The following is a 21,354-nucleotide window of genomic DNA, read 5'->3' as shown; positions in this document are numbered from 1 at the left end:
ATAAAACCACGCGGGAGCGCACGCCGAGAGCGCTGAGAGGACGGCTGGGGCCGTCGACCGTAGGAACCTGACCGGGTAATGCCGGCGTAGGGAGATGAAATGACCGTCACTATCGAACCTTCCGTCACCACCGGGCCTATCGCGGGTAGCAGCAAGATCTACCGACCCGTCGACGGATTCCCCGGTGCACACGTCCCGTTCCGGCGGGTACACCTATCCACCGGAGACCACTTCGACCTCTACGACACCTCCGGGCCTTACACCGACCCGGACGCGGTGATCGACCTCAAATCCGGCCTCACACCGCGGCCCGGGGTGGTCAGTGACCGCGGCACCCAGCTGCAGCGCGCCCGGGCCGGCGAGATCACCGCGGAGATGGCATTCATCGCCGCCCGGGAAGGCATGCCCGCCGAGTTGGTGCGCGACGAGGTGGCCCTGGGCCGGGCCGTGATCCCGGCCAACCACAACCACCCCGAGAGCGAGCCGATGATCATCGGCAAGGCGTTTGCGGTCAAGGTCAACGCCAACCTGGGCAATTCGGCGGTGACATCGTCGATCGCCGAGGAGGTCGACAAGATGGTGTGGGCTACCCGCTGGGGCGCAGACACCATCATGGACCTGTCCACCGGCAACAACATCCACGAAACCCGCGAATGGATCCTGCGCAATTCGCCGGTTCCGGTCGGCACCGTCCCGATCTACCAGGCGCTGGAGAAGGTCAAGGGCGATCCGACGCTGTTGACCTGGGAGCTCTACCGCGACACCGTGATCGAACAGTGCGAGCAGGGCGTGGACTACATGACCGTGCACGCCGGGGTGCTGCTGCGGTACGTGCCGTTGACCGCAAAGCGGGTCACCGGCATCGTCAGCCGAGGCGGGTCGATCATGGCGGCCTGGTGTCTAGCGCACCATCAGGAATCGTTCTTGTACACCAACTTTGACGAACTCTGCGAGATCCTGGCGCGCTACGACGTCACCTTCTCCCTGGGCGACGGTCTGCGGCCGGGATCGATCGCCGATGCCAACGATGCCGCGCAGTTCGCCGAGCTGCGGACCCTGGGCGAGCTGACCAAGATCGCCAAAGCCCATGGCGCACAAGTCATGATCGAAGGACCGGGGCACGTTCCGATGCACAAAATCGTCGAGAACGTGCGACTGGAGGAGGAACTGTGCGAGGAAGCACCGTTCTATACGCTGGGCCCGCTGGCCACCGACATCGCGCCGGCTTATGACCACATCACCTCCGCGATCGGGGCTGCCATCATCGCCCAGGCCGGTACCGCCATGCTGTGTTACGTCACCCCGAAGGAACACCTCGGGCTACCCGATCGCAAAGATGTCAAGGACGGGGTGATCGCCTACAAGATCGCTGCGCACGCAGCCGACTTGGCCAAAGGCCATCCGCGCGCCCAACAACGAGATGACGCATTGTCGACGGCTCGCTTCGAATTCCGCTGGAACGATCAGTTTGCCTTGTCGTTGGATCCCGACACCGCCCGGGAATTCCATGACGAGACGTTGCCCGCCGAACCGGCCAAAAGCGCCCACTTCTGCTCGATGTGCGGACCAAAGTTCTGCTCGATGCGTATCACTCAGGATGTCCGCGACTACGCGGCGCAGCACGGGCTCGATAGCGAGGAAGCCATCGAAGCAGCGATGCAGGAAAAGTCGCGCGAGTTCGCCGAGCAGGGCAACCGGGTGTACCTGCCGATCACGCAGTGAACCGGCTGCCGCTGCCACCTCCGGGAAGCACACCTCGGCGGGTGCTCACGATCGCCGGGTCGGACTCGGGAGGTGGTGCGGGCGTTCAAGCGGACATGCGCACCATGACGATGCTGGGCGCCCATGCCTGCGTTGCGATCACCGCCGTCACAGTGCAGAACACGTTGGGCGTCAAAAGTTTTCATGTGGTACCCGACGAGGTCGTAGCCGGTCAGATGGAAGCCGTAGTTTCCGATATCGGTATTCAGGCCGCCAAGACCGGGATGCTGGCGTCGTCGGCGATCGTTTCCACCGTGGCGGCAACCTGGCGGCGACTTGAATTGACCGTGCCCCTTGTGGTCGATCCGGTGTGCGCGTCCATGCACGGCGACCCGCTATTGGCACCATCGGCCCTGGATTCGCTTCGCGACCAACTGTTCCCGTTGGCCACAGTGGTCACACCCAACCTCGACGAGGTGCGTCTGCTCGTCGACATTGCGGTGGTAGACAGCGAATCTCAGCGTGCGGCCGCGAAGGCCTTGCACGCGTTGGGTCCCCGGTGGGTGCTGGTCAAGGGCGGACACCTGCGATCTTCAGAGCACAGCTGCGATCTGCTCTTCGACGGCTCGGACTTCCACGAGTTCGACGCCCCGAGGATGCCCACCGGCAACGATCACGGTGGCGGCGACACCTTGGCCGCCGCGGTCGCCTGCGCCCTGGCGCACGGGTTCAGCGTGCCGGACGCGGTCGGATTCGGAAAACAATGGGTCACCGAATGTCTACGCGCCGCATATCCGCTGGGTCGTGGCCACGGCCCGGTCTCGCCCCTGTTTAGGTTGTCGTGAACCTCGATCAGATTGCGGGGGTCGCGCACCGGCCCGATGGTGCCCCCGCCGGAGTGGCGGTACTGACCCATGGCGCGGGTGGTAGCAAGGAATCCCCACTACTGCAACGTATTTGTGACGAATGGGCGCGGCGCGGCTGGCTGGCGGTCCGATACAACCTGCCCTACCGCCGGCGTCGCCCCAAAGGCCCACCATCTGGCTCGGCGGCAAGTGACCAAGCAGGCATTGTCGAGGCGCTCGAGTTGTGCCGCGGGCTTGTTGACGGTCCGTTGATCGCGGGCGGACACTCCTACGGTGGCCGGTTGACCTCCATGGCGGTGGCCGCCCACCAGGTTCCGGTACGCGTCCTGACCTTGTTCTCCTATCCGGTCCATCCACCGGGTAAGCCAGAACGCACCCGCACCCAGCATCTACCGGACATCACGGCGCCTACGGTGTTCACTCATGGAACGTCCGATCCGTTCGGCACGCTCGCAGAGGTGCACGCTGCCGCGGCGCTGCTGGCCGCACCGACCGAGATCGTCGAGATTAGCGGCGCGAGACACGATTTGGGTTCGAAGACGGTCGACGTCCCCGCTCTCGCGGTCGACGCGGCACTGCGCCTGTTGGGGAACCAAACAGCGTGAGTTCCATGAGCTGTCGCACGCACGCCTGCACGTAATCCGACTCCGCCGAGTCGTTCAGCCGCACCATCCGGCCCAGATCGACGACCAGCGCCATGGCGGCCTGCACCAGGTACCGCGCTTGCATCGGGGTCAGCGACGGGCGCACCGAGGTCAGCAGCCGCACCCACGAATCGATCGTCGACAACTGCACGTTGCGCAGCAACATTTGGTCAGCGGGCGTCAGATTGACCCGTTCGGTGAAATAGACCGCCGCTAGTTCAGGATTGGCGAACGAAGTTGCCACGTAGGCGTCGATCAGCAGTGTCAATGCCTGGCGGGGCTCGGTGAGGGTACTAAGGATCGGCGAAAGCTGTCCGGAGACGCGGTCGGCCGCCCGCCGCAATCCGGTCGCCAGGATCTCGCACTTGCCGGAGAAGTACCGGTAGATTCCCGAAACCGGTACACCAGCGGCCGAGGCGATCTGCGCCATGCTGGTTTCGGCATAACCACGGTCTTTGAACAATGCCATCGACGCGTGCAGCAAGGTTTCGTAGACGCCGGCATCTTCGGCGAAGATGCGCCACGATGCCCGCCGCGGGGCGACATTTCCCGGCTCGGGAAGGTCCGCAGCAAGGATCGCCGCGGCCGCCTGACCCAGCAGCGCACGAATCACATCGGCCGGCAGCCGCCCGGGGTGGTCGACGATGCTGCCGATAACGCTGAGCACCCCCGCCGACAGCATCCACCGCTGAACGGGTCGCAGCGACGGCCGAATCACCTTGAGCGGCTCTTGAATTCGCCGATTCACCAATTTCAATTGAGCGGCCAGCACCGCCTGGTCTTCGGCCCGGAGATAGCGAGCCTGCCAGCGGTACAGGCCGCCGGATACCCGGTTGTCCAGGGTTGTGTCAACGAGTGCGGTAACCAGCCGATCCAGCATCGCCGACGGATCGTTGGCCTCCTCCGCTTCCGTCTTTACTTGCGTGCAGTCGACCAATTGCTGCCCCAGATCCAAGACCGCACCGCGGAAGAGGTCATATTTGCCGCTGTAGTGGCGGTACAACGCGGGCGCCGAGACCCCCACTTTCGCCGCGATGTTTTCCATGCTGACCGCGTGATAGCCCTGCGCGCTGAACGCCTCGGCGGCCGCGCGGGCAATTTGGGCTTTGCGGTCCTTGGGCCGCCGCCGGACGCCGGCTACCGGATCAGCAGAAACGCCGGTCCCCGGGCTAGCGATCGTCACCGCCCCACTGTAGCCCGGATGGGCCTGTCCGAAACCTACCGCGGTCTACCAGTCAGCCAGAATCTGCATTAACATAATGGCGAGTCTGGGGGATCCTCAACGCCCTGGCTGGAGGGACCGAAACATGTTGGCAATGGCTCGTAGGGTGCTGAGCTACCAGTTTTCGGTCGGCCAACTGATAGTGGCCGGTTTAGCGTTGGGCACACCATATCTGCTGGTTGGAACCGTTTGGTCGACAACGCACACCGACCATCTGGACCGGCTGCACGGTATCGATCTGGCGGTGTCCTACCTGGGATCGATCGTGTCGTGGCCCGTCCTGCTGTTCGCGGACGTGTGCATGACATGAGCAACTGGACAGCTACATTGGGTATTCACATCGGGAGGCTGCAACCGTGAGTCGTCGGCAAAGGTACATCGGGATCGCCGGCCTGTTGTTGGCGGTGATCGGGCTGGCGGCCCTATTTTTTCCGGTCTACCTGGATCAATACGACGTTTACGGCGTCAAAATCACCTGTGGCAATGGCTTGAATTCCGATCTGACCCAGGCCGTCCAGTCCAACGGCGCCGATCTCATCACGCGCTGCGACACCGCGGTGCTCGTTCGGCGCGCCTGGGCAATACCGGCCGTTGCCTGCGGATGGTTGCTGGTCGCTGGATTTCTGGTGGCCTGGGTGCACAGCGGCCAACAGCAGGAGCAGGCCGTTTAGCAACCGCCACGCACACCGCAGGTCCGACGGCTACTAGCTCGCCTTCGGGGCCAGCGCGCGCCGCACGTCGTCGGCAACCGAGGTATACACCGCAACCACGTCGTAAACACCGTCCCGGAAACTACACTCGATGGCCTTCGCGAACACTTGCGCACCCGAGACGTCCAAGACGAGATCGCTGAACGGCGAGATCTCCGTGTCGGTGCGAATCTGGACGGCCTCCTCGCCGGTGCCGGTCACTTCCGCCGGATGCACGGCGCCGATGATCTTGTTCTTGATGACCGCGATGCCAATCGGCCTGGGCACGGCAAGGTGTGTCACCGACCGGTTGACGATGGGGAGGTGGAGGTCGTATTTGCCGCCCAAGCCTCGGATGTCATAGACGTCGATAGGCTCGGTGAGTCCTTTGACGCGCACCTTGAAGGTCCCCGATGTCTGTGAGATGTGGCAGATCTCGCGATGTGTCGACTGCGAGACCAGCACCTGTCCCCCGACGGTATTTGACTCGATCCGGGCAACCAGATTTACGTTCTTGCCGATCGCCGTGTACTTTTGCCGCCGCGGTGAACCAATGGTGCCGACCACCGCCTCGCCGGTATGCACACCGATGCCGATCCCCAGTTCGGGCAGTCCACGTTCGCGGTGGCTGACGTTGAGTTCATCCATGGCCAGCTGCAACTCGAGGGCGGCCGCGACCGCATGCTCCGCGGCTTCGCCATCGCTGTTGGGTACGCCGAAGAAAACCAATAGGCCGTCACCGAGGATTTCGTTTATCGTTCCGTTCCAACGGAGGACGACATCGGTCGCGCGCTCGAGGTAGGCGTTGAGCACCTGCAGCGCTCGCTCCGGTGAAAGGATCTCCGACAATCGAGTAAAGCCGCGGATGTCGGCCATCAGCATTGTGAGCGTGCGCCGTTCACTGTTCTGGTGCCCTTCGGGACATGCCAGCAGATGCGTCTTCACCTCTTCGCTCACATAGCGGCCGAAGATATTTTCTACCCGGCGATTTTGGTCCGCCAACTCCAAGGCACGCTGGTGGGCTGCCTCGCCCGCTTGTAGTTCCCGCACGATGGTGACGGCCTTGGAGATCGTGACTCGCAGATCCTCGAGATCAAGCGGTGTCAGCTGAAAGTCAAAGGCGCCGCGCATCATTGCCGCTCGTATGTTCGCTAGGTCGTTGCAGGCGGTAAGCACGATCGTTTTCAGCGGGCGTCCGAGCTTGGCGACCTCCGTGAGTAAGTCGAGGCCGTTCATTTGCGGCATGTTGAGGTTGGTGACAAGAACCTCGATATCGGGGCTATTACCGACGATTTGCAGCGCCTGGACCGGGTCCTTCGAGAAGCTCAATTCATACTCCCCGCGCCGCAGCTCCTTGCGAAAACGGCCCCTGAACAGCGCTTCGACCCCCTCTCCGTCGTCAACCACCAGAAGTCGCGCAGGCTGCTGGCTATTGAGAGCTGCCGACCCGTTGTCCGTATCCCCGCGGCGCGCCGGCCCTGCGGCCAGCTGGGCGCCTTCTTGGCAAAAACCGTGCACGTGCATCACACGCTCCCTACGGCCCGTTGGGGTTCCCACTCGATCGCAGCCACCCTCATTAGTTGCTGCGCAGAATACGTTCACCGTGAGCCAAATTCCAGCGGAAGCAAAGGTTTTTAATTCTCACTTCGGTGAATTTTTAATTCCCGATTGGGTGAATTACTCGAATCGAGTGTTGCCGCCACTTTTGGTAATCACATTGGCCGGCAAGACAATTCAACAAACAAAGAATTTGAGAATTGTATAAAAATGCCCAAACTAACGTCGTTAAACGTAGACTATCATCCACCCAGTCCGATTCACGAAAGACACGAGGTGAATGGCGACAATGGCGAAATTGATTAGCTCGACGACTGGTCTCGCAGTATCGGGTGGAGAAGTCAAGATACCAAGTGCACCGACGTTGACGGCAGATAAAGTCCAGCCCCGACACCGTACGAGCGCCGGTGGAACACCGGTACGAACACACCTTTCGTCGCCAACCCGACCGGGCTATGCGGCACTCACTCGCCGCCGCCAACCATCCTCGACGGCTGTGTTGCTGGTGGCGTCTTTCGGGGCATTCCTGGCGTTTCTCGACTCCACGATCGTTAACATCGCCTTCCCGGACATCCAGAGGTCGTTCCCGTCCTACGACATCAGCAGCCTGTCCTGGATCCTCAACGGCTACAACATCGTCTTTGCGGCGTTCCTCGTCGCGGCGGGGCGATTGGCCGACGTGCTCGGCCGCAAGCGAACGTTCATATTCGGCGTGGTCATCTTCACCATCTCGTCTGGGTTGTGCGCGGTTGCCGCCGATGTCGAGCAGTTGGTGGGCTTCAGGTTGCTGCAGGGCATCGGGGCGGCGGTGCTGGTGCCGGCGTCGCTCGCCCTGGTCGTCGAGGGTTTCGACGCGTCGCACCGGGCGCACGCTGTCGGGCTTTGGGGAGCGGCCGCGGCCGTCGCGTCCGGCTTGGGCCCACCTGTCGGCGGGATGCTGGTCGAGGCGGCCAATTGGCGGTTGGTGTTTCTGGTAAACATTCCGCTCGGCATCGCTGCGGTGCTGGTTGCCGGGCGCGTGCTCACCGAAAGTCGTGCGTCGGGGCGGCGGCGGGTACCCGACCTGCGGGGCGCGATGCTGCTCGGCGCAGCGCTGGGTCTGCTGACCCTCGGATTGGTCAAAGGCCCGGATTGGGGCTGGGTAACCCCGGGAACCGTCGGATCGTTCGTTGCCAGCTCGGTTGCGCTGATCGGGTTCGTGGCCAGTTCGCGGTCGCATCCTGCGCCGCTGGTCGAGCCCGCGTTCCTGCGTGTCCGGTCGTTCGTGTCGGGCAACCTGCTGACGCTCGTGGCTGCCGCCGGCTTCTACTGCTACGTACTAACTCACGTGCTCTATCTCAACTACGTGTGGCACTACTCGCTACTCAAGGCGGGTTTCGCGATTGCGCCGGCCGCACTGGTGGCCGCCGTGGTCGCGGCCGTGCTTGGCCGCATCGCCGACCGCTACGGACATCGGATAATCGTCACCGCCGGCGCGCTCATCTGGGCCGGGAGCCTGGGCTGGTACCTGCAGCGGGTGGGTACCGAACCCGACTTCCTGGGCGCCTGGCTGCCCGGCCAGCTGCTGCAAGGAATCGGAGTGGGCGCGACGCTGCCGGTGCTGGGTAGCGCCGCGCTGGCCAAGTTGGCAAAAGGTGGCAGCTACGCCACGGCTTCGGCCGTGGTCAGCACCACTCGCCAGCTCGGCGCGGTGATCGGCGTAGCGATCTTGGTGATCCTGATCGGGAAGCCGGCCCCGGGAACAGGCGTCGAAGCGCTCCGGCACGGCTGGGTCATGGCCGCGGTGTGCTTCATCGCGGTCGCAATCTTAGGCATGCTGCTGGGCCGGACCCGCGGCGACGAGGGCCCGGCCGATGCACCCGAACCCGAAGTCACCCGAAACCCCGTCGCGCCGCGGATCGCGAAACCACCGATGATCGCACCAACCGATCAGACGGTGCGGACGACCGGGCAAGGCGATCTGCTCAGGCAATTGCCACTGTTCGCCGGACTGGCCCCGGCCGCTCTGGCCCGGCTCAGGCACCAAACCGATGAGGTAGAGCTGGAAGCGGGCTCGTATCTCTTTCACGCGGGTGATCCATCGGATGCTCTCTACGTGGTGCGCAGCGGCCGCCTGCGGGTGCTGCAGGACAACATCGTGATCAGAGAACTGGGTCGTGGCGAAGTCGTCGGCGAACTCGGACTGCTGATCGACGCGCCCCGCTCGGCATCTGTCCAGGCCATGCGCGACTCGGTGCTGGTGCGGCTCAGCAAGTCCCAGTTCGATGAGATCGCCGACCGCAGCGTGTTGGCGGCGCTGGTGGGCACGCTGGCGACTCGGCTACACACCGCGCCACCGCCTACCATTGCCCGGCCAGCATCGCCCGAGGTGGTGATCGCAGTAATCGGCCTGAGTCCGGCCGTGCCGGTGCGGGCGGTGGCCCAGGCACTGCTGGACGCGCTCTCGGCGCGGGTGCGTGCAATCAATCCCGGTCGCGTCGACCGCTACGGACTGGAACGTGCGGAGGCGACCGCGGACAAGGTGGTACTACACGCGAGCGCCACCGACGCCAGCTGGCGGAATTTCTGCCTGCGCGCCGCGGATCGGATCGTTCTGGTGTCCGAGGGGCCGGCACCTCGGGGTGCGCAGCTGCCGGCGCGCGCGGCGGGTGCCGACCTCGTGCTGATCGGCGCTCCTGCCGACCAGGAGGACCGACGACAGTGGGAAGAGCTGATCTCACCGCGCTCGGTTCAAACGGTCGGCTATCGAAGCCTGCGAGACGACGTGCGCCCACTCGCCGCACGAATCACCGGCGCCTCGATTGGACTGGTGCTCGGCGGCGGAGGCGCGCGCGCATTCGCTCACCTTGGGGTTCTCGACGAGCTGGAGGCCGCCGGGATCGTCGTCGACCGGTTCGCCGGCACCAGCATGGGCGCTGTGATTGCCGCGCTGGCGGCCAGCGGCCTAGACGCGGCAGGTGTGGACGCGCACGTATACGAATACCTCGTCCGGCACAACCCGCTCGGCGACTACACGCTGCCAAGCAAGGGGTTGGTTCGTGGCCGGCGAACGATGGCTCTATTGCGCGAAGCCTATTCCGGACGTTTGGTCGAGGAACTGCCGAAGGAATTCCGCTGCGTCAGTGTCGATTTGCTTGCCCGTCAGCCCGTGGTGCACCGCCGGGGGCCGGTCGCCGATGTCGTTGGGTGTTCCCTAAGGGTGCCCGGGCTCTATCCGCCCCAGGTCTACAACGGCCAACTTCATGTCGATGGCGGCGTGCTGGACAACCTGCCCGTCGCCGCGCTCGGAAGCGCCGACGGCCCGGTGGTTGCGGTGAGCGTCGGGTTTGGCGGCAATCCGTCCGGTGGCCCGGCCCGACCTAGCGGACCACTGCATGTGCCCGGCATCGGCGACACCTTGATGCGCACGATGATGATGGGCAGCCGCACCGTGGCCGACGCCGCACAGGCTCAGGCTCTTGCCGTGATACGGCCCGATACCCGCGCCGTCGGACTCCTCGAGTTCCACCAGATCGACGCGGCCCGCGAGGCCGGGCGCCTCGCGGCTCGGGCGGCGCTGCCCCGCATCATTTCGCTGCTGGGTTCCGCAGCGCCCGGGATCACCAATGGCGCCGTCAACGGAAATGTGCGCACCCGCACGTACTCCAGAGCGCCGAGCTGACATCGCCGCTCGTCGCACCACCGCAAATGTTGCCACTCCCAGGCAGCACCCTGGCGCTGGGTGTCCGGCTGGCCTGGCTTAGACCCCAACGGCGCTCCCGCTCCCGGGGGTCCAGCGGGCGCCGGGGGCCGGCGGAGCCTTCGGTCCGGCGGCCCAGAATTTCCCGGGAACGGTACCCCCGGAACTGACGGCCCCGCGGGTCTTGACGGCGCGCCCGGCCATCCTGGCTAGGCCTACGGGTCGACGACTGACCATCCCGCCAACTGGGCTGCGGACAGCATCAGCGTCCGCCTGTCGCTATCCCGGGTACCGCGTGTAGCAGGCCTCCATGTCGCCACCAACGCCGGCGCGGAAGGCGGCGATCCGGGTAAACCCGGCCGGCACGCTGATGCCGTCGGCGTCACTGGCGACCATGTGATTGGTCAGCAGTCCGGCGACGGCTTCGTCCAAATCGCCGGCGGTCAGGACGAGTTGCTCACCGGATTCCAGGTCGATGGGCTCGGCCATCTTGCGATGCACATAACCGGTCAGGCACGCCGTCCGCAACGCGGTCCATGGGCTCTGCATCGCAAGACCCCGTTCGTGCTGCATTGCCAGCGCGTATCTCGACATCACGATCGACAACGCGGTGTCGTCGCCCTGCGGCAGGGTGTGTTCGTTTTCGTCGGCGACCTTGCCCATCGCCGCCAAGGCGGACAGGTCGACCGTGATGGTGTTGGTGGCCGGGCAGTAGGACGCCGGTGGGCTGGGTTTGGCGTCCGGGCAACCGGCCGCCTGGTAGGACAGCGTCGGCGGATTCTTCGGCGAGAAGATCTTGCCCATCAGCTCCATCAGCGTCTTGAGCGTGTCTTGGTTGATCGGTACTTCGCCGGTCTCGGCGGTGCCGCTGCTATCGACCCGCAGGCTCGTCGGCAGATCACCACGGCGCCGCTCGATCTCGGATTTGTTGATCTCCGCACACGCCGCGGTGCCGCTGAGAAATCCCATCTGAAAGGCGCTGACCCGATCCAGGGCGGACCCGTGTTCGTCGTCGTTTTCGGTCTCGGAGTCCATCACCGGGTCTCGCGTGGTGATGATCCCGGCAAGGACATGGTCGAGCCCGTCGGCGGTGCTCAACTCGAATCGCGACGACTTGCCTTCGGCCACCCAGTACAGATAGACCCCGGCCAGGCAATCCGCTTGCTGCTCACGGACGATGGTGGGGTCTTTTCTGGTTACCAGCTCCGCCATCACCTGCAGGGCGTGCCCATACTCGTGTGCGAGCACGCCGGTTACCGAAATATCACCGAAGTACTGTTGCGCCACCGGCATGAATACCCCACGGTCCCAGGCGATCAAGTTGCAGCGAGACGTGTAGAACGCGTTGACGAGTTGGTAGGTCTCGTTGTGGCACACGATCGGACTGTTGGGGTCATTGGAATCGTAGGACACCAATTTGCCGACGGGCTTGAACGCGCCCTTCAGGGGCTCGTTGTAGTTGTCCTTCCAGTAATCCTGAATGTCATTGATCGACAGCAACGACAGCTTGTCGATCTCTCCGTTGTTGGTGTTGATCACCGTGCCGGTTGGCGCCGGTCCATTCGGACGGGGACCGCTCGGCCCATTCGTTGCGGGCAGACCACCGACCCGGAATGGATCGTTGAGGATCGACAGCGCGCGGCCGTCCACCAGCGTGGTGCACCCGGCCACCACAGATACCGCGCCCACGCAAACCGTCACCGCCCGCAGCGCTCCAGCCAGCGTCCGCGAACGCAGCCGCCGCAGCCGACTACTTTTCTGCCTGCGGTTTCCCATCTGACCACCCCGTCCCAACTGGCCTGCAAAGCGGCAACAAAGGTAATTATGGTAAATCCGGAGAAGCGCAGCCAGTGCCCAAATGCCATGACCGGGCACGCTGCTCCACCGCTATGACACCTTTGTGCGATGACGCTTGTCATACGGGGTGACGCCGTTGACGCCACTGATGGATTCCGCATAACTACCCACCGCAAACGCCACGGCCGAACCCATAACCGATAATGCCGCCCGGTTGATGTTGTCCACCGTATCGCGCGGGCTGCGATTATTGGGGTCGAACGCGACACCGGGCTGTCCACCCCAGAGTCGAGCTTGCACAGTCGTTTTCAGCTGAGACGCGCCGGAGGTCAGGCCCCCGATCGGCACCCCGGAAATCAAGAACGGATGGTAGTCAGCGGCGACGTTCAACGGCATATCGGCGGGCCGGCTACCGGCAAGGTTCAGGTATCCAGCCAGGGTACGTTCGATGGCGGCCGAACCTTCCGGCACGTCCGCGGCCGCAATGCCACGCGCCGGCGGGCCAGACTGGTCGCCGTCGTCGGTGAAGAAACCCGCATTCGGCGACCCCAGCATGGTGAAATTCAGGTAGAGCGCGATGTTGTTGAGCTGTTCGCCATCCAGCCCGAACACGTAATCCATGGCGCCGTGGAGTCCACCTCCCCAGAAGGCGAACCGAACCGCGTTGTTCACCGGTGGCAACGGCCCCAATTGCAGCGCCGTATCCAGCACTGCGGCCACCCCGGAACCATTGTCGTTGATACCCGGACTTCCAGTCGGGCTATCGAGGTGAGCACCAGCCATGATCACCTCATTGGGCGAACCGGTCTTGGTCTGGGCCAGCACGTTTCGCGATGTGATCTTGACGTTCTCCGTATCCAGGACCAGGTGTACCGGCGCGCTGGCGCGCAGCAGCGCGCCGGCGCCGTTGGCGCCGATCACCGCGACCGGCACCTTCAGCTGGTTGTAGTAGCCGGAGCTGAACAAATTGGGCGGACCGCCCTGCCCCTTGGGCACGCTAATCACGATCAGTGCGACAGCACCTTTTGCCACAGCGCTGTTCTGTTTGTCGACGACTGAGCACTCGGTGTCGTCGACCACAGCGATCGCGCCCTTCGGTAGGACCGAAGGGTAATCGGCAACGGCACAGCCCGCCGGTCGCGTCGGCTGGACCGGCTGGCCGGTCAGCCCGCTAGCCGGAGTTCGGACCAGCAACGACGCCTGGTCGACGGGATAGCCGCGGCCGGCGACTGTCAGTGTCGGCTGACCCTGTGACGCGGTGTAGAGCCAGTCGAACTGAGGCGTCGCTACTTCAAAGCCTCTGTCACGCAAAACTTTCGCCACATAATCAACGCTGGCATCGTAGCCCGGTGTCCCGGTGGCCCGGTTGCCGTTGTGGGCGTTGGCGATCTCCTGCAGCGCGCGCAGGTGGGTGAACATCCCGTCCGCGCTGACCTTTCCGGCCAACGTGCGCCCGAGGTCGGGTGCGGCGGCCGGTGTCACCGGTTTGGTGGACAAACACCCGGCCAACAGACAGATCAACACCAGCGTCCCACCGAGTCGCCGAACCGCGGTACGCATTAGGGCTTGACAAGCACGTGGCGCGTGCGATCCTCGATGGCCGGGACACCATTTCGTCCGGTCAAATCCTGGGAGTACAAACTCACAACGTAGGCGACACCGGCGCCTTGGATGCCCAGTGACGTGCGGTCGATGTGTTCGAGGGTGTCGCCCTTCTGGTGATAGTTGGGATCAAACGGCTCGTTGGCGGCGCCGCCCCACAGCTTGGCCTGTTCCTCGGACTTCTTTGCTTCCGCACCAGCGAACAGGCCACCCGACGGGATTCCGGCCAGCGAGAACCCGTCGTAGTCTGAGCGGCCGTCGAAAGAGGTGTCCTGCGCTACCTTGCCGGCCAACTTCAGGTAGGCCACCAGGGTGCGTTCAATGCCTGCCGAACCCTCGGGTACCACGGGCTGGCCGCGGGCGTCCATTGGCAGCGACTGGTCGCCGTCGTAGGTGAAATAGCCCGGGTTGGGTGACGCCAGCATGTCGAAGTTGAGGTAGAGCGCGATGTTCTTGAGCTGCTCGAGACTGAGCGACTCTACGTAATTCCGGGATCCGATCAGCCCTAGTTCCTCCGCTCCCCAGAACCCGAACCGCACCGCGTTATGCACCTGTGGTGAATTACCCAGTTGCACTGCGGTTTCCAATACCGCTGCCACACCGGATCCGTTGTCGTTGATGCCTGGGCCCTCCGGCACGCTATCCAGGTGGGCTCCGGCCATCACAACATCGGTGGCCGATCCCGTCTTGGTCTGCGCGATCACGTTGCGCGCCTTGAAACTCTGGGTGCTTGCTGCCAGCTTCACGGTTGCCGGCCCGGATTTTCCACGCAGCTGCATACCCACCGATTTGGTCACGCTCACGACCGGGATCTTCACGTCGGTGTTCACCCCCAACGTGCCGCCCATCGACTGCTCGTCGACGTTGTCGACAATGATGAGCGCGACCGCGCCTTGCTGCGCCGCCACGTCCTCTTTCTGGGCGAACTGGCACTCGCCGCGGTCCACCAGCACCACCGCTCCCCGCACCGGCAACTTGTCGTAGTCGGCCGCGGTGCAGCCCGGGCTGTCGTCGGAGGGTGCGACCAGCAACGGCCCGCTAACCCCGTCTGGCGAAGTACCGAGGCTGTACTCCAACGCGCGCGCTTCCACGGTCAAGCCCCCGGCCGCCACCGACCCCTTTTCGGCATGGAAGACACGGGCGGAAAATTCGGGCGTTTGCACGTCAAATCCGCTGTTGCGCAACGTGTTGACCACATAGTCGACGCTGGCTTCGTAACCAGGTGTGCCCACCGCCCGGGTGCCGTTGTTGGCGTCGGCGATCTCCTGAAGCTTCGTCAAGTGCGCCATCATCGCGTCGGTGCTCACCCGGGTGCGCAATGTATTGGCGAATTCGGCGGCGGCCGGGCCACTGGCATTGGGCTGCGAATGACTCGACCAAAGCCCGCAACTCGCAACCGCTAGGGTGACGACCGCGGCTATGGCCACCACCGCGGGCATGGTTCTAGATTTGTTCACCATCGCGCCCAGACTAGACCGCGACTCCCCTGTGGCGCCGCCTGACCACCGGTGCCGCCCCGAAGTAACCCCGCTGCAACGAACGCCCACCGATCAGACGAACAGCGCGTTGAACGGCGCAACCGGGATATTGCGCACAACGAACCAGACCAACACCAGCGACAGTGTCGCCACGGCTGCCCAACGATTGCGTTGCCAGCCCCGCATCCGTCGCCCCACTAGCCGACCGTAACTCCAAACAAAGTAAGCCCACACCAAGAGCACCACCGCCGCCAGGCCTAAGGCGTTAAACCTGGCGGCTGCCAACAGATTGCCGTGCATCAGGCTGTAGAGCATTCGCAGGCTGCCACAGCCTGGGCAATCAATTCCCAGCAGTGCCTTGGTGGGGCATACCGGCAGGGGCCCGCTCGGAGTTGTCGGATCACCCACCCAGATCGCGGCGCACACCAACGTCGTGGACGCCGCCACCAACAGTGGCGCACCCAAGCCTGGCCGCGCCGACCCCGGACGGGTGATCATGAACGCAACCCGGCTTAGAACAATCCCGCCGCGAGCATCGCCGCGTTGGTGTCCCCGGCGTTGAGCGCACCCACCGCCATCAAGATGCCGTAGATGACGAAAACGATCACCCCGGCGACGGCCGACCAGATGCAAAACTTCTTGGCCGCGTCGGAAGCCGCCTGGGCCTCCGCGTAACGGCCCTGCGCCCACAATCCACTGACCTGCGTGGACTTGACGATTGCCACGATTCCTAATGGAAGACAGCAGAACAACGTCACCAGAATGGACCAGACCAAATAGTTGTCCGGCTGCTGCCCGGCGGGCGGCTGCTGCGGCGGGTAACCAGGCGGTGGTGGTTGTGTCATGGATTCTCCAGTTGAGAGAAGTTAGCTGGCGTAAAGCGGTGCTTACCATACCGGAGTGCCGTCCCGATGGCACCACCTAATGAAAAATTGCGGATCCGTGTATTCCTCCCGCACAAGCCACCCGAGAAACCGGTTTCAATCGGCACCGTCAGTAACGGTCAAACGGCTGCCAGCGAAACCGTCCGGGACGGTCGGAGCAGGGCGGGACGGGCGCCGCCGTGTGCGCGAAATAGCTTCGCCTCCTGATCATTACAGTCGATTCCAGATCGTTCCAGATCGTTCCAGCTCGTTGCAACGCCCGACGCGCCGATAAATCGCGGCGCGCCGGTCAACCGCGCTAGGAAGCCGGACCCAGGCAGCGTCTCCCGGCGCATCGAAATTAATTCCAGCACAGACAATTTCTAGCGGAATTTATCGCGCGGCGCGATATCGTCACGGTGATCGCAATCGACCGAAAGACCCTGTTTTCGGGTGGATCACCCAAATAGACTGCTTTGATGTCAGCGCGGCCGTATCGTCGGTCCAACAACCCTTAAGGAGTCAAGGATGTCTCACCTCAGGGCCGTACTGCGAGCCGCCACGGCAGCGGCAGCCGTGGGTAGCCTCGCCTGCGTGGGCACCGCCACGGCAAGCGCGGATCCCACCGGCACCGCCTCCGACGTCAATACCCTGGCCGGTTCGCTGTCGAAGGGCTACGGCCTGAATAATTGCGCCGCCCAGAGCATCACCAGCGGCGAACTGGCCGCGCTTTCTTGTGGCCAGAGCCCGGACTCCGCGGGCCCCGTGCAAGCCAAGTACATCCTTTTCGCCAACCCCGACGACATGAACGGCTCCTTCAAGGCCAGTATCAAAGATGACACCCTGACCGCTTGCGGCGACAGCGGCCAATCACCAACCACCTGGCACCAGGGCTCGGCGACGACGCCGGCCGGGCAGGTGGCATGCGGGACCTATCAGGGGGCCGCCGAGATCATTTGGACCACGGACGCCAAGAACGTGCTGAGCTACATTCGAGCCGCTAACACCGACGTCCCTGCCCTCTACCAGTGGTGGCGCACCAACGGCTGATGTGCGGGCAGCGGGCTACCACCGCGCCGAAACCAATTCCGCGACCGCATGCATGCCGGCTCGATTGGGATGTAGCGGCGCAGGACGACCCGGTAGTGGTATCGGAAATCTTGTGGGCTTGACCGTCCAAGGCTCTGCCGACCACGCGTGATGGTTGCGGCTGGCCGCCGCGGCATGCACGACCTCGCAACCGGTAGCCGTTGCGGCGTCGGCGGTAAGCCGTTCCAGCGTCGCGCCAACGTGTCGACCAAGTTCGGTGTCGGCTGCAGACAAGGGCGGCGCCGGCTCCCCCGTTGGCGGCAATAAGGTCAGGTAGTCGACGAAGAACACCCGTGCCAGTGGGGCGCGCTGTCGTAGTGAACGACCTACCGAACGCAGCGAATCGGATACCTGCGCCAGGGCTTGATCACGTGCCTCACGGTCCAACAGTTCACTCACCAGACCGCCGAGCAGCGGGACGCGTCGGGCGACCCCCACTGGCAGCGACGCGGCCATCAACAGCGGGACGTAGCCCACGTCATTACCGCCGATGGTGACTGTCACCAGGGTTTCCGAGCCGTCCAGTGCCTCGATTTGCGGTGCCACGCCATGTTGTTCATCGTGGAGCACATGGGCAGTGGTTGCACCCGAGTACGTGACATCGACCAAGTCCAGTCCCAGTCGCTCGGCAACCAGATGCGGATAGTTTTGCGCCGATCGCCCTGCCGCCCAAGGCGCACCCGCCGCGCGAGGCCGGATACCCGGACCCGCAGCCATCGAACTACCAAGGGCTACATAGCGTTTCATCGATCTGGACTGGACGCCTGTGCCCAGAAACGCTTCGGGATCCGTCCGGCACGCCGGGCCAGGTGGCCGGCGTTGACGGCGGCCGACATCGCTGCGGCCATCGCTGTCGGGTCCGCTGCCCGGGTTACCGCCGTGGCCAACAGCACGGCGTCACAACCCAATTCCATCGCCATAGCGGCATCGCTGGCGGTGCCGATGCCGGCGTCGAGAACCACCGGAACACCCGCCCTGGCCACGATCATCTCGATGTTGTGCGGGTTCGTGATGCCAAGACCCGTCCCAATTGGCGAACCCAGCGGCATCACCGCCGCGCAACCGATGTCCTCCAGCCGCCGGGCCAGTGCCGGGTCGTCATTGGTGTAAGGCAAGACCACAAATCCGTCGTCCACCAGTTGTTCGGCTGCCCTGACCAATTCGATCGCATCGGGCAATAGGGTGCGTTCGTCGGCGATCACCTCGAGCTTGACCCAATTGGTGTTCAACGCCTCACGCGCCAACTGCGCGGTCAATACCGCCTCGGCCGCACTGCGGCAGCCCGCGGTATTGGGCAGCGGCGTGATGCCCAGCCGGTTGAGCAGGTCAAGTAGTCCGGTGCCGCCCTCGGCGTCCACCCGACGGATCGCGACGGTGGTTAACTCGGTACCCGAGGCAACCAATGCCTCTTCCAACACCGCCAGATTGGTGGCTCCGCCCGTTCCCATGATGAGCCGCGAGGCGAAACTGCGGTCGCCGATCGTCAGCTTGGTCTCAACCACCCTGCACCGCCGTTACCACCTCGAGCCGAGCACCTTCGAAAAGCATTGTTGCCCAGCCGGATCGCGGCAGCAGGGACGAGTCCATCGCCACCGCTATCCCCCGGTCCGGGAATCCCAGCAACTGCAGGAGCCCAGCCACGGTGGTCTGACTGTCGATCTCGATCCGCTGCTCGTTGACAACGACGATCATGCGCGGACTCCGACCGAAATCAGTTCGGACACAATCACCTCAGCAGTCCACGGCGCCAGCAGAAAGCCCGATCGGCCGTGGCCCGTGGCGACCAACGTCCGCGCGTCCAGGCGCTGCACAATGGGCAGATTATCGGGAGTCATCGGGCGCAATCCAGCGGCACACTCGGCCAGCTCGTACTCCGCCAACGCTGGCATCACCGCACAGGCGTCGTCAAGCAGGTCCCGAACGCCCGACACCACCGGGGCGGTATCACGTCCATGCTCATACTGGGTAGCGCCCACCACCACCCCGTCCGCCCGTGGCACCAGGTACACCTGGCGGCCATGAACGCGAGCACGAACTACCCTCTGCAACAACGGCATACATCCCCTTCGCCAGCGAAGCCGCAGCACCTCGCCCTTTACCGGGCGCACCGGCAGTCCGGGCCACAGTGCGGGCGCGTCGATGCCGTTGGCGATCACCACCGCGTCTGCGACGACGACGGACAGGTCGCTCACTGGCGGAGCCCATCCGACGCCAAGGCGCTCGCATTCCGCATCGAGCGCGTCCAGCACCGCCCGATTGTCCACCGCCAGCTCCGTGGTCGCCCGGAAACCGTGCCGGATGCCTTGCGCCAACAGCGGTTCGACCTCACGTGCCGAAGATTCCCAGGCCACCGGATGCCCCTGGTCGGACAGCCAGTCAGCGACGGTGCGCAGGTCGGCGATGTCGGCGCGGTCGACGGCCACTACCAGCGACTCGCGTGCGGTGACCAGGTGCGACGGCAACCCATCCAAAAACCCGCCTTCGCGCCACAGCCGCAGCGACTCCAACCCCAGCCGCAACAACCGTTCCTCACCGGGCCAACCTTCGCTATGCGGGGCGAGCATGCCGCCGGCCACCCAGGACGCACCGTGCTCGCCGCTGCGATGTACCCGCACCGACCATCCCGCCTGTGCGGCCCGGCGCGCCACCGACAGCCCGATCACGCCACCACCAATGACCGCCAACGAGCCGGTCGGTGCGACCGGCGGCCTTAAGGACATCCTCTGCTCCCTTCGCCGGCATGATCCGGATCAGGTGTGACGGTAAGGACAGGTCCAGCTGCGCACTGGCGGTGCCCACTCTCAGCCCCGCTGGGTTACCCGGGACTCCCGTGTTCTTCAGGGTTCTGCTGGCTTCCAAGCTAGCGCGCTAACGTCACACTGTGCACTCCCGTTTGGCAACCGCGAGGCTTTACCTGTGTACCGACGCCCGCCGGGAGCGCGCCGACCTGGCCGAGTTCGCCGACGCCGCGCTGGCCGGTGGCGTCGACATCATCCAGCTACGCGACAAGGGCTCGGCCGGCGAACAGCGGTTCGGCCCGCTGGAAGCTCTCGACGAACTGGCGGCCTGTGAGATCCTCGCCGACGCGGCCCGCCGGCACGGCGCCTTGTTCGCCGTCAACGATCGCGCCGATATCGCCCGGGCGGCCGGCGCCGACGTGCTGCACCTGGGTCAGCGCGACCTACCGTCGGGGCTAGCGCGCGAGATCGTGGGACCTAGCACCGTGGTCGGCCGCTCCACCCACCACCCCGATCAGGTCGCCGCGGCCGCCGCCGGGGATGCCGACTATTTTTGCGTCGGGCCATGCTGGCCGACCCCGACCAAGCCGGGCCGCACCGCGGCGGGTCTGCAGCTGGTGAGTTTCGCCGCTGGCCTGCGCACCCCGAAGCCGTGGTTCGCGATCGGCGGTATCGACGTGCCGCGCCTGCCGGAGGTGCTTGCCGCCGGGGCACGCCGGATTGTGGTGGTGCGAGCCATTACCGCCGCCGACGACCCGAAAGCCGCCGCCGAACAGCTCAGCTCAACGCTGCTAGCAGCGAACTGATCCGCGGGCTCAGCTGCGACGGCGCCTGGTCCATGTCGCCCGGCATGCACCAGATGAACGCCCCCGCCTCGATCTGGATGGTGCGCGGCAAGAGCCGCCTGCGTTGGTCCCCCTGGCGCAGTGGCACGGTGGCCGGGGCGGTGCGCAACAGATGCCAGCTGGCCGCAAATCCGGGATGCAGCGGCAGGTCGACCACCTCGTCCTCGGCAACCCAGCGCAGCTCGGCGCTTTCCCGGTTGGGCACCGTGGGCAGCAACTCGGCAGCATCGGCGACAACGGTCGTGTAGGTCCACGAGGTGCCGGCCGGTCGGGCCGTCACCAGCGTTGCCCGCACGGTGAGCCGCTCGACGGCGACGCCGGTCTCCTCCTGCGCTTCGCGGATCGCGGTTTGTTCGGGAGTCTCGTGACTATCCCGGGCGCCGCCCGGCATCGCCCACGTGCCACCCTGATGGCTCCACACCGCACGATGCTGCAGAAGCACCGCGGGGCTGCCGTCGGAGCGTGGGGCGCGCAGCAGCAGCCCGGCCGAACCGTACTTGCCCCAGTAGTGGGCGCCGCCCTCGGAGATTGCCCATCCGTCACCGTCGCCCTGCACAGAATCCAGGATATGCAGGCTCATCAAC

General features: G+C 64.7%; 20 protein-coding genes and 1 riboswitch. Of the genes, 8 read left to right on the top strand and 12 right to left on the bottom strand.

The window, feature by feature from the left end; genetic code table 11:
• Positions 1 to 110: riboswitch (TPP riboswitch) on the top strand.
• The 3 genes from thiC to MB901379_RS03020 all read left to right on the top strand — a co-directional run bounded on the left by thiC (position 100) and on the right by MB901379_RS03020 (position 3,172).
• Positions 100 to 1,722, top strand: a complete 1,623-nt coding sequence (thiC, locus tag MB901379_RS03030) for a phosphomethylpyrimidine synthase ThiC (RefSeq protein WP_158015306.1) — start codon at positions 100 to 102, stop codon at positions 1,720 to 1,722. (Overlaps the previous riboswitch by 11 nt.)
• Entirely contained in the window at positions 1,719 to 2,546 is an 828-nt protein-coding gene (thiD, locus tag MB901379_RS03025) for a bifunctional hydroxymethylpyrimidine kinase/phosphomethylpyrimidine kinase (protein ID WP_158015305.1), read from the top strand. Before thiC ends, thiD begins: the two co-directional genes overlap by 4 nt.
• Positions 2,543 to 3,172, top strand: coding sequence for an alpha/beta hydrolase family protein (locus MB901379_RS03020; protein ID WP_158015304.1), 630 nt, complete (start codon positions 2,543 to 2,545; stop codon positions 3,170 to 3,172). Before thiD ends, MB901379_RS03020 begins: the two co-directional genes overlap by 4 nt.
• On the opposite strand, the gene MB901379_RS03015 is transcribed toward MB901379_RS03020, so the two are convergent.
• Entirely contained in the window at positions 3,075 to 4,388 is a 1,314-nt protein-coding gene (locus tag MB901379_RS03015) for a TetR/AcrR family transcriptional regulator (protein WP_408632355.1), read from the bottom strand. The two genes, MB901379_RS03020 and MB901379_RS03015, sit on opposite strands and share 98 nt — an antisense overlap.
• A gap of 130 nt (positions 4,389 to 4,518) precedes the next feature.
• Here MB901379_RS03015 and MB901379_RS03010 point away from each other — a divergent pair, with 130 nt between their 5' ends.
• The gene (locus MB901379_RS03010; RefSeq protein WP_158015302.1) at positions 4,519 to 4,743 is read left to right on the top strand and encodes a hypothetical protein; all 225 of its coding nucleotides are present in this window, start codon (positions 4,519 to 4,521) and stop codon (positions 4,741 to 4,743) included.
• Positions 4,744 to 4,789: 46 nt separating this feature from the next.
• A complete protein-coding gene (locus MB901379_RS03005; protein ID WP_158015301.1) occupies positions 4,790 to 5,104 on the top strand; it encodes a hypothetical protein in 315 nt (104 codons plus the stop codon).
• A 33-nt stretch (positions 5,105 to 5,137) separates the two neighbouring features.
• Here the strand turns inward: MB901379_RS03005 and MB901379_RS03000 are convergent, their stop codons facing one another.
• Positions 5,138 to 6,646: an adenylate/guanylate cyclase domain-containing protein gene (locus MB901379_RS03000; protein ID WP_158015300.1), complete on the bottom strand. Its 1,509-nt coding sequence runs from the start codon at positions 6,644 to 6,646 to the stop codon at positions 5,138 to 5,140.
• A 538-nt stretch (positions 6,647 to 7,184) separates the two neighbouring features.
• On the opposite strand from MB901379_RS03000, the gene MB901379_RS02995 reads away from it, so the two are divergent.
• Positions 7,185 to 10,340 (top strand): MFS transporter, encoded by a 3,156-nt coding sequence (locus MB901379_RS02995; RefSeq protein WP_408632330.1) that lies wholly within the window; start codon positions 7,185 to 7,187, stop codon positions 10,338 to 10,340.
• A 297-nt stretch (positions 10,341 to 10,637) separates the two neighbouring features.
• On the opposite strand, the gene MB901379_RS02990 is transcribed toward MB901379_RS02995, so the two are convergent.
• The 5 genes from MB901379_RS02990 to MB901379_RS02970 all read right to left on the bottom strand — a co-directional run bounded on the left by MB901379_RS02990 (position 10,638) and on the right by MB901379_RS02970 (position 16,080).
• Entirely contained in the window at positions 10,638 to 12,134 is a 1,497-nt protein-coding gene (locus MB901379_RS02990; RefSeq protein WP_158015298.1) for a neutral zinc metallopeptidase, read from the bottom strand.
• A 111-nt stretch (positions 12,135 to 12,245) separates the two neighbouring features.
• On the bottom strand, positions 12,246 to 13,715 hold the full coding sequence (locus MB901379_RS02985; RefSeq protein WP_158015297.1) for a M28 family peptidase: 1,470 nt from the start codon (positions 13,713 to 13,715) through the stop codon (positions 12,246 to 12,248).
• Positions 13,715 to 15,217 (bottom strand): M28 family metallopeptidase, encoded by a 1,503-nt coding sequence (locus MB901379_RS02980; protein WP_158015296.1) that lies wholly within the window; start codon positions 15,215 to 15,217, stop codon positions 13,715 to 13,717. Before MB901379_RS02980 ends, MB901379_RS02985 begins: the two co-directional genes overlap by 1 nt.
• A gap of 90 nt (positions 15,218 to 15,307) precedes the next feature.
• Positions 15,308 to 15,733: a DUF2752 domain-containing protein gene (locus tag MB901379_RS02975; protein ID WP_158015295.1), complete on the bottom strand. Its 426-nt coding sequence runs from the start codon at positions 15,731 to 15,733 to the stop codon at positions 15,308 to 15,310.
• A 14-nt stretch (positions 15,734 to 15,747) separates the two neighbouring features.
• On the bottom strand, positions 15,748 to 16,080 hold the full coding sequence (locus MB901379_RS02970; protein ID WP_158015294.1) for a CD225/dispanin family protein: 333 nt from the start codon (positions 16,078 to 16,080) through the stop codon (positions 15,748 to 15,750).
• Positions 16,081 to 16,626: 546 nt separating this feature from the next.
• On the opposite strand from MB901379_RS02970, the gene MB901379_RS02965 reads away from it, so the two are divergent.
• Positions 16,627 to 17,148, top strand: coding sequence for a serine/threonine protein kinase (locus MB901379_RS02965; protein ID WP_158015293.1), 522 nt, complete (start codon positions 16,627 to 16,629; stop codon positions 17,146 to 17,148).
• A 15-nt stretch (positions 17,149 to 17,163) separates the two neighbouring features.
• Here MB901379_RS02965 and MB901379_RS02960 read toward each other — a convergent pair whose 3' ends face one another.
• From MB901379_RS02960 to thiO, 4 genes are read right to left on the bottom strand one after another with little or no spacing between them, the layout of a single operon-like run.
• Positions 17,164 to 17,934, bottom strand: coding sequence for an SGNH/GDSL hydrolase family protein (locus MB901379_RS02960; protein ID WP_158015292.1), 771 nt, complete (start codon positions 17,932 to 17,934; stop codon positions 17,164 to 17,166).
• Positions 17,931 to 18,689, bottom strand: coding sequence for a thiazole synthase (gene thiG, locus MB901379_RS02955; protein WP_158015291.1), 759 nt, complete (start codon positions 18,687 to 18,689; stop codon positions 17,931 to 17,933). Before thiG ends, MB901379_RS02960 begins: the two co-directional genes overlap by 4 nt.
• Positions 18,682 to 18,879, bottom strand: coding sequence for a sulfur carrier protein ThiS (gene thiS / locus MB901379_RS02950; RefSeq protein ID WP_158015290.1), 198 nt, complete (start codon positions 18,877 to 18,879; stop codon positions 18,682 to 18,684). Before thiS ends, thiG begins: the two co-directional genes overlap by 8 nt.
• Positions 18,876 to 19,907 carry a glycine oxidase ThiO gene (gene thiO / locus MB901379_RS02945; protein ID WP_158015289.1) on the bottom strand — a complete coding sequence of 344 codons (1,032 nt, stop codon included), beginning with the start codon at positions 19,905 to 19,907 and terminating at the stop codon, positions 18,876 to 18,878. The genes thiS and thiO overlap by 4 nt, the downstream gene beginning before the upstream one ends.
• 161 nt (positions 19,908 to 20,068) lie before the next feature.
• Between thiO and thiE the strand changes: the two genes are divergently transcribed.
• Positions 20,069 to 20,731 (top strand): thiamine phosphate synthase, encoded by a 663-nt coding sequence (gene thiE / locus MB901379_RS02940; protein ID WP_158015288.1) that lies wholly within the window; start codon positions 20,069 to 20,071, stop codon positions 20,729 to 20,731.
• On the opposite strand, the gene MB901379_RS02935 is transcribed toward thiE, so the two are convergent.
• The gene (locus tag MB901379_RS02935; RefSeq protein WP_174237069.1) at positions 20,703 to 21,326 is read right to left on the bottom strand and encodes an NUDIX hydrolase; all 624 of its coding nucleotides are present in this window, start codon (positions 21,324 to 21,326) and stop codon (positions 20,703 to 20,705) included. The two genes, thiE and MB901379_RS02935, sit on opposite strands and share 29 nt — an antisense overlap.
• Positions 21,327 to 21,354: the final 28 nt, after the last annotated feature.

Origin of the sequence: Mycobacterium basiliense (genome assembly GCF_900292015.1) — a bacterium.
In the GTDB taxonomy this organism is placed as follows: Bacteria; Actinomycetota; Actinomycetes; order Mycobacteriales; family Mycobacteriaceae; genus Mycobacterium; species Mycobacterium basiliense.
This window is presented reverse-complemented; position numbering and strand designations above follow the sequence as displayed.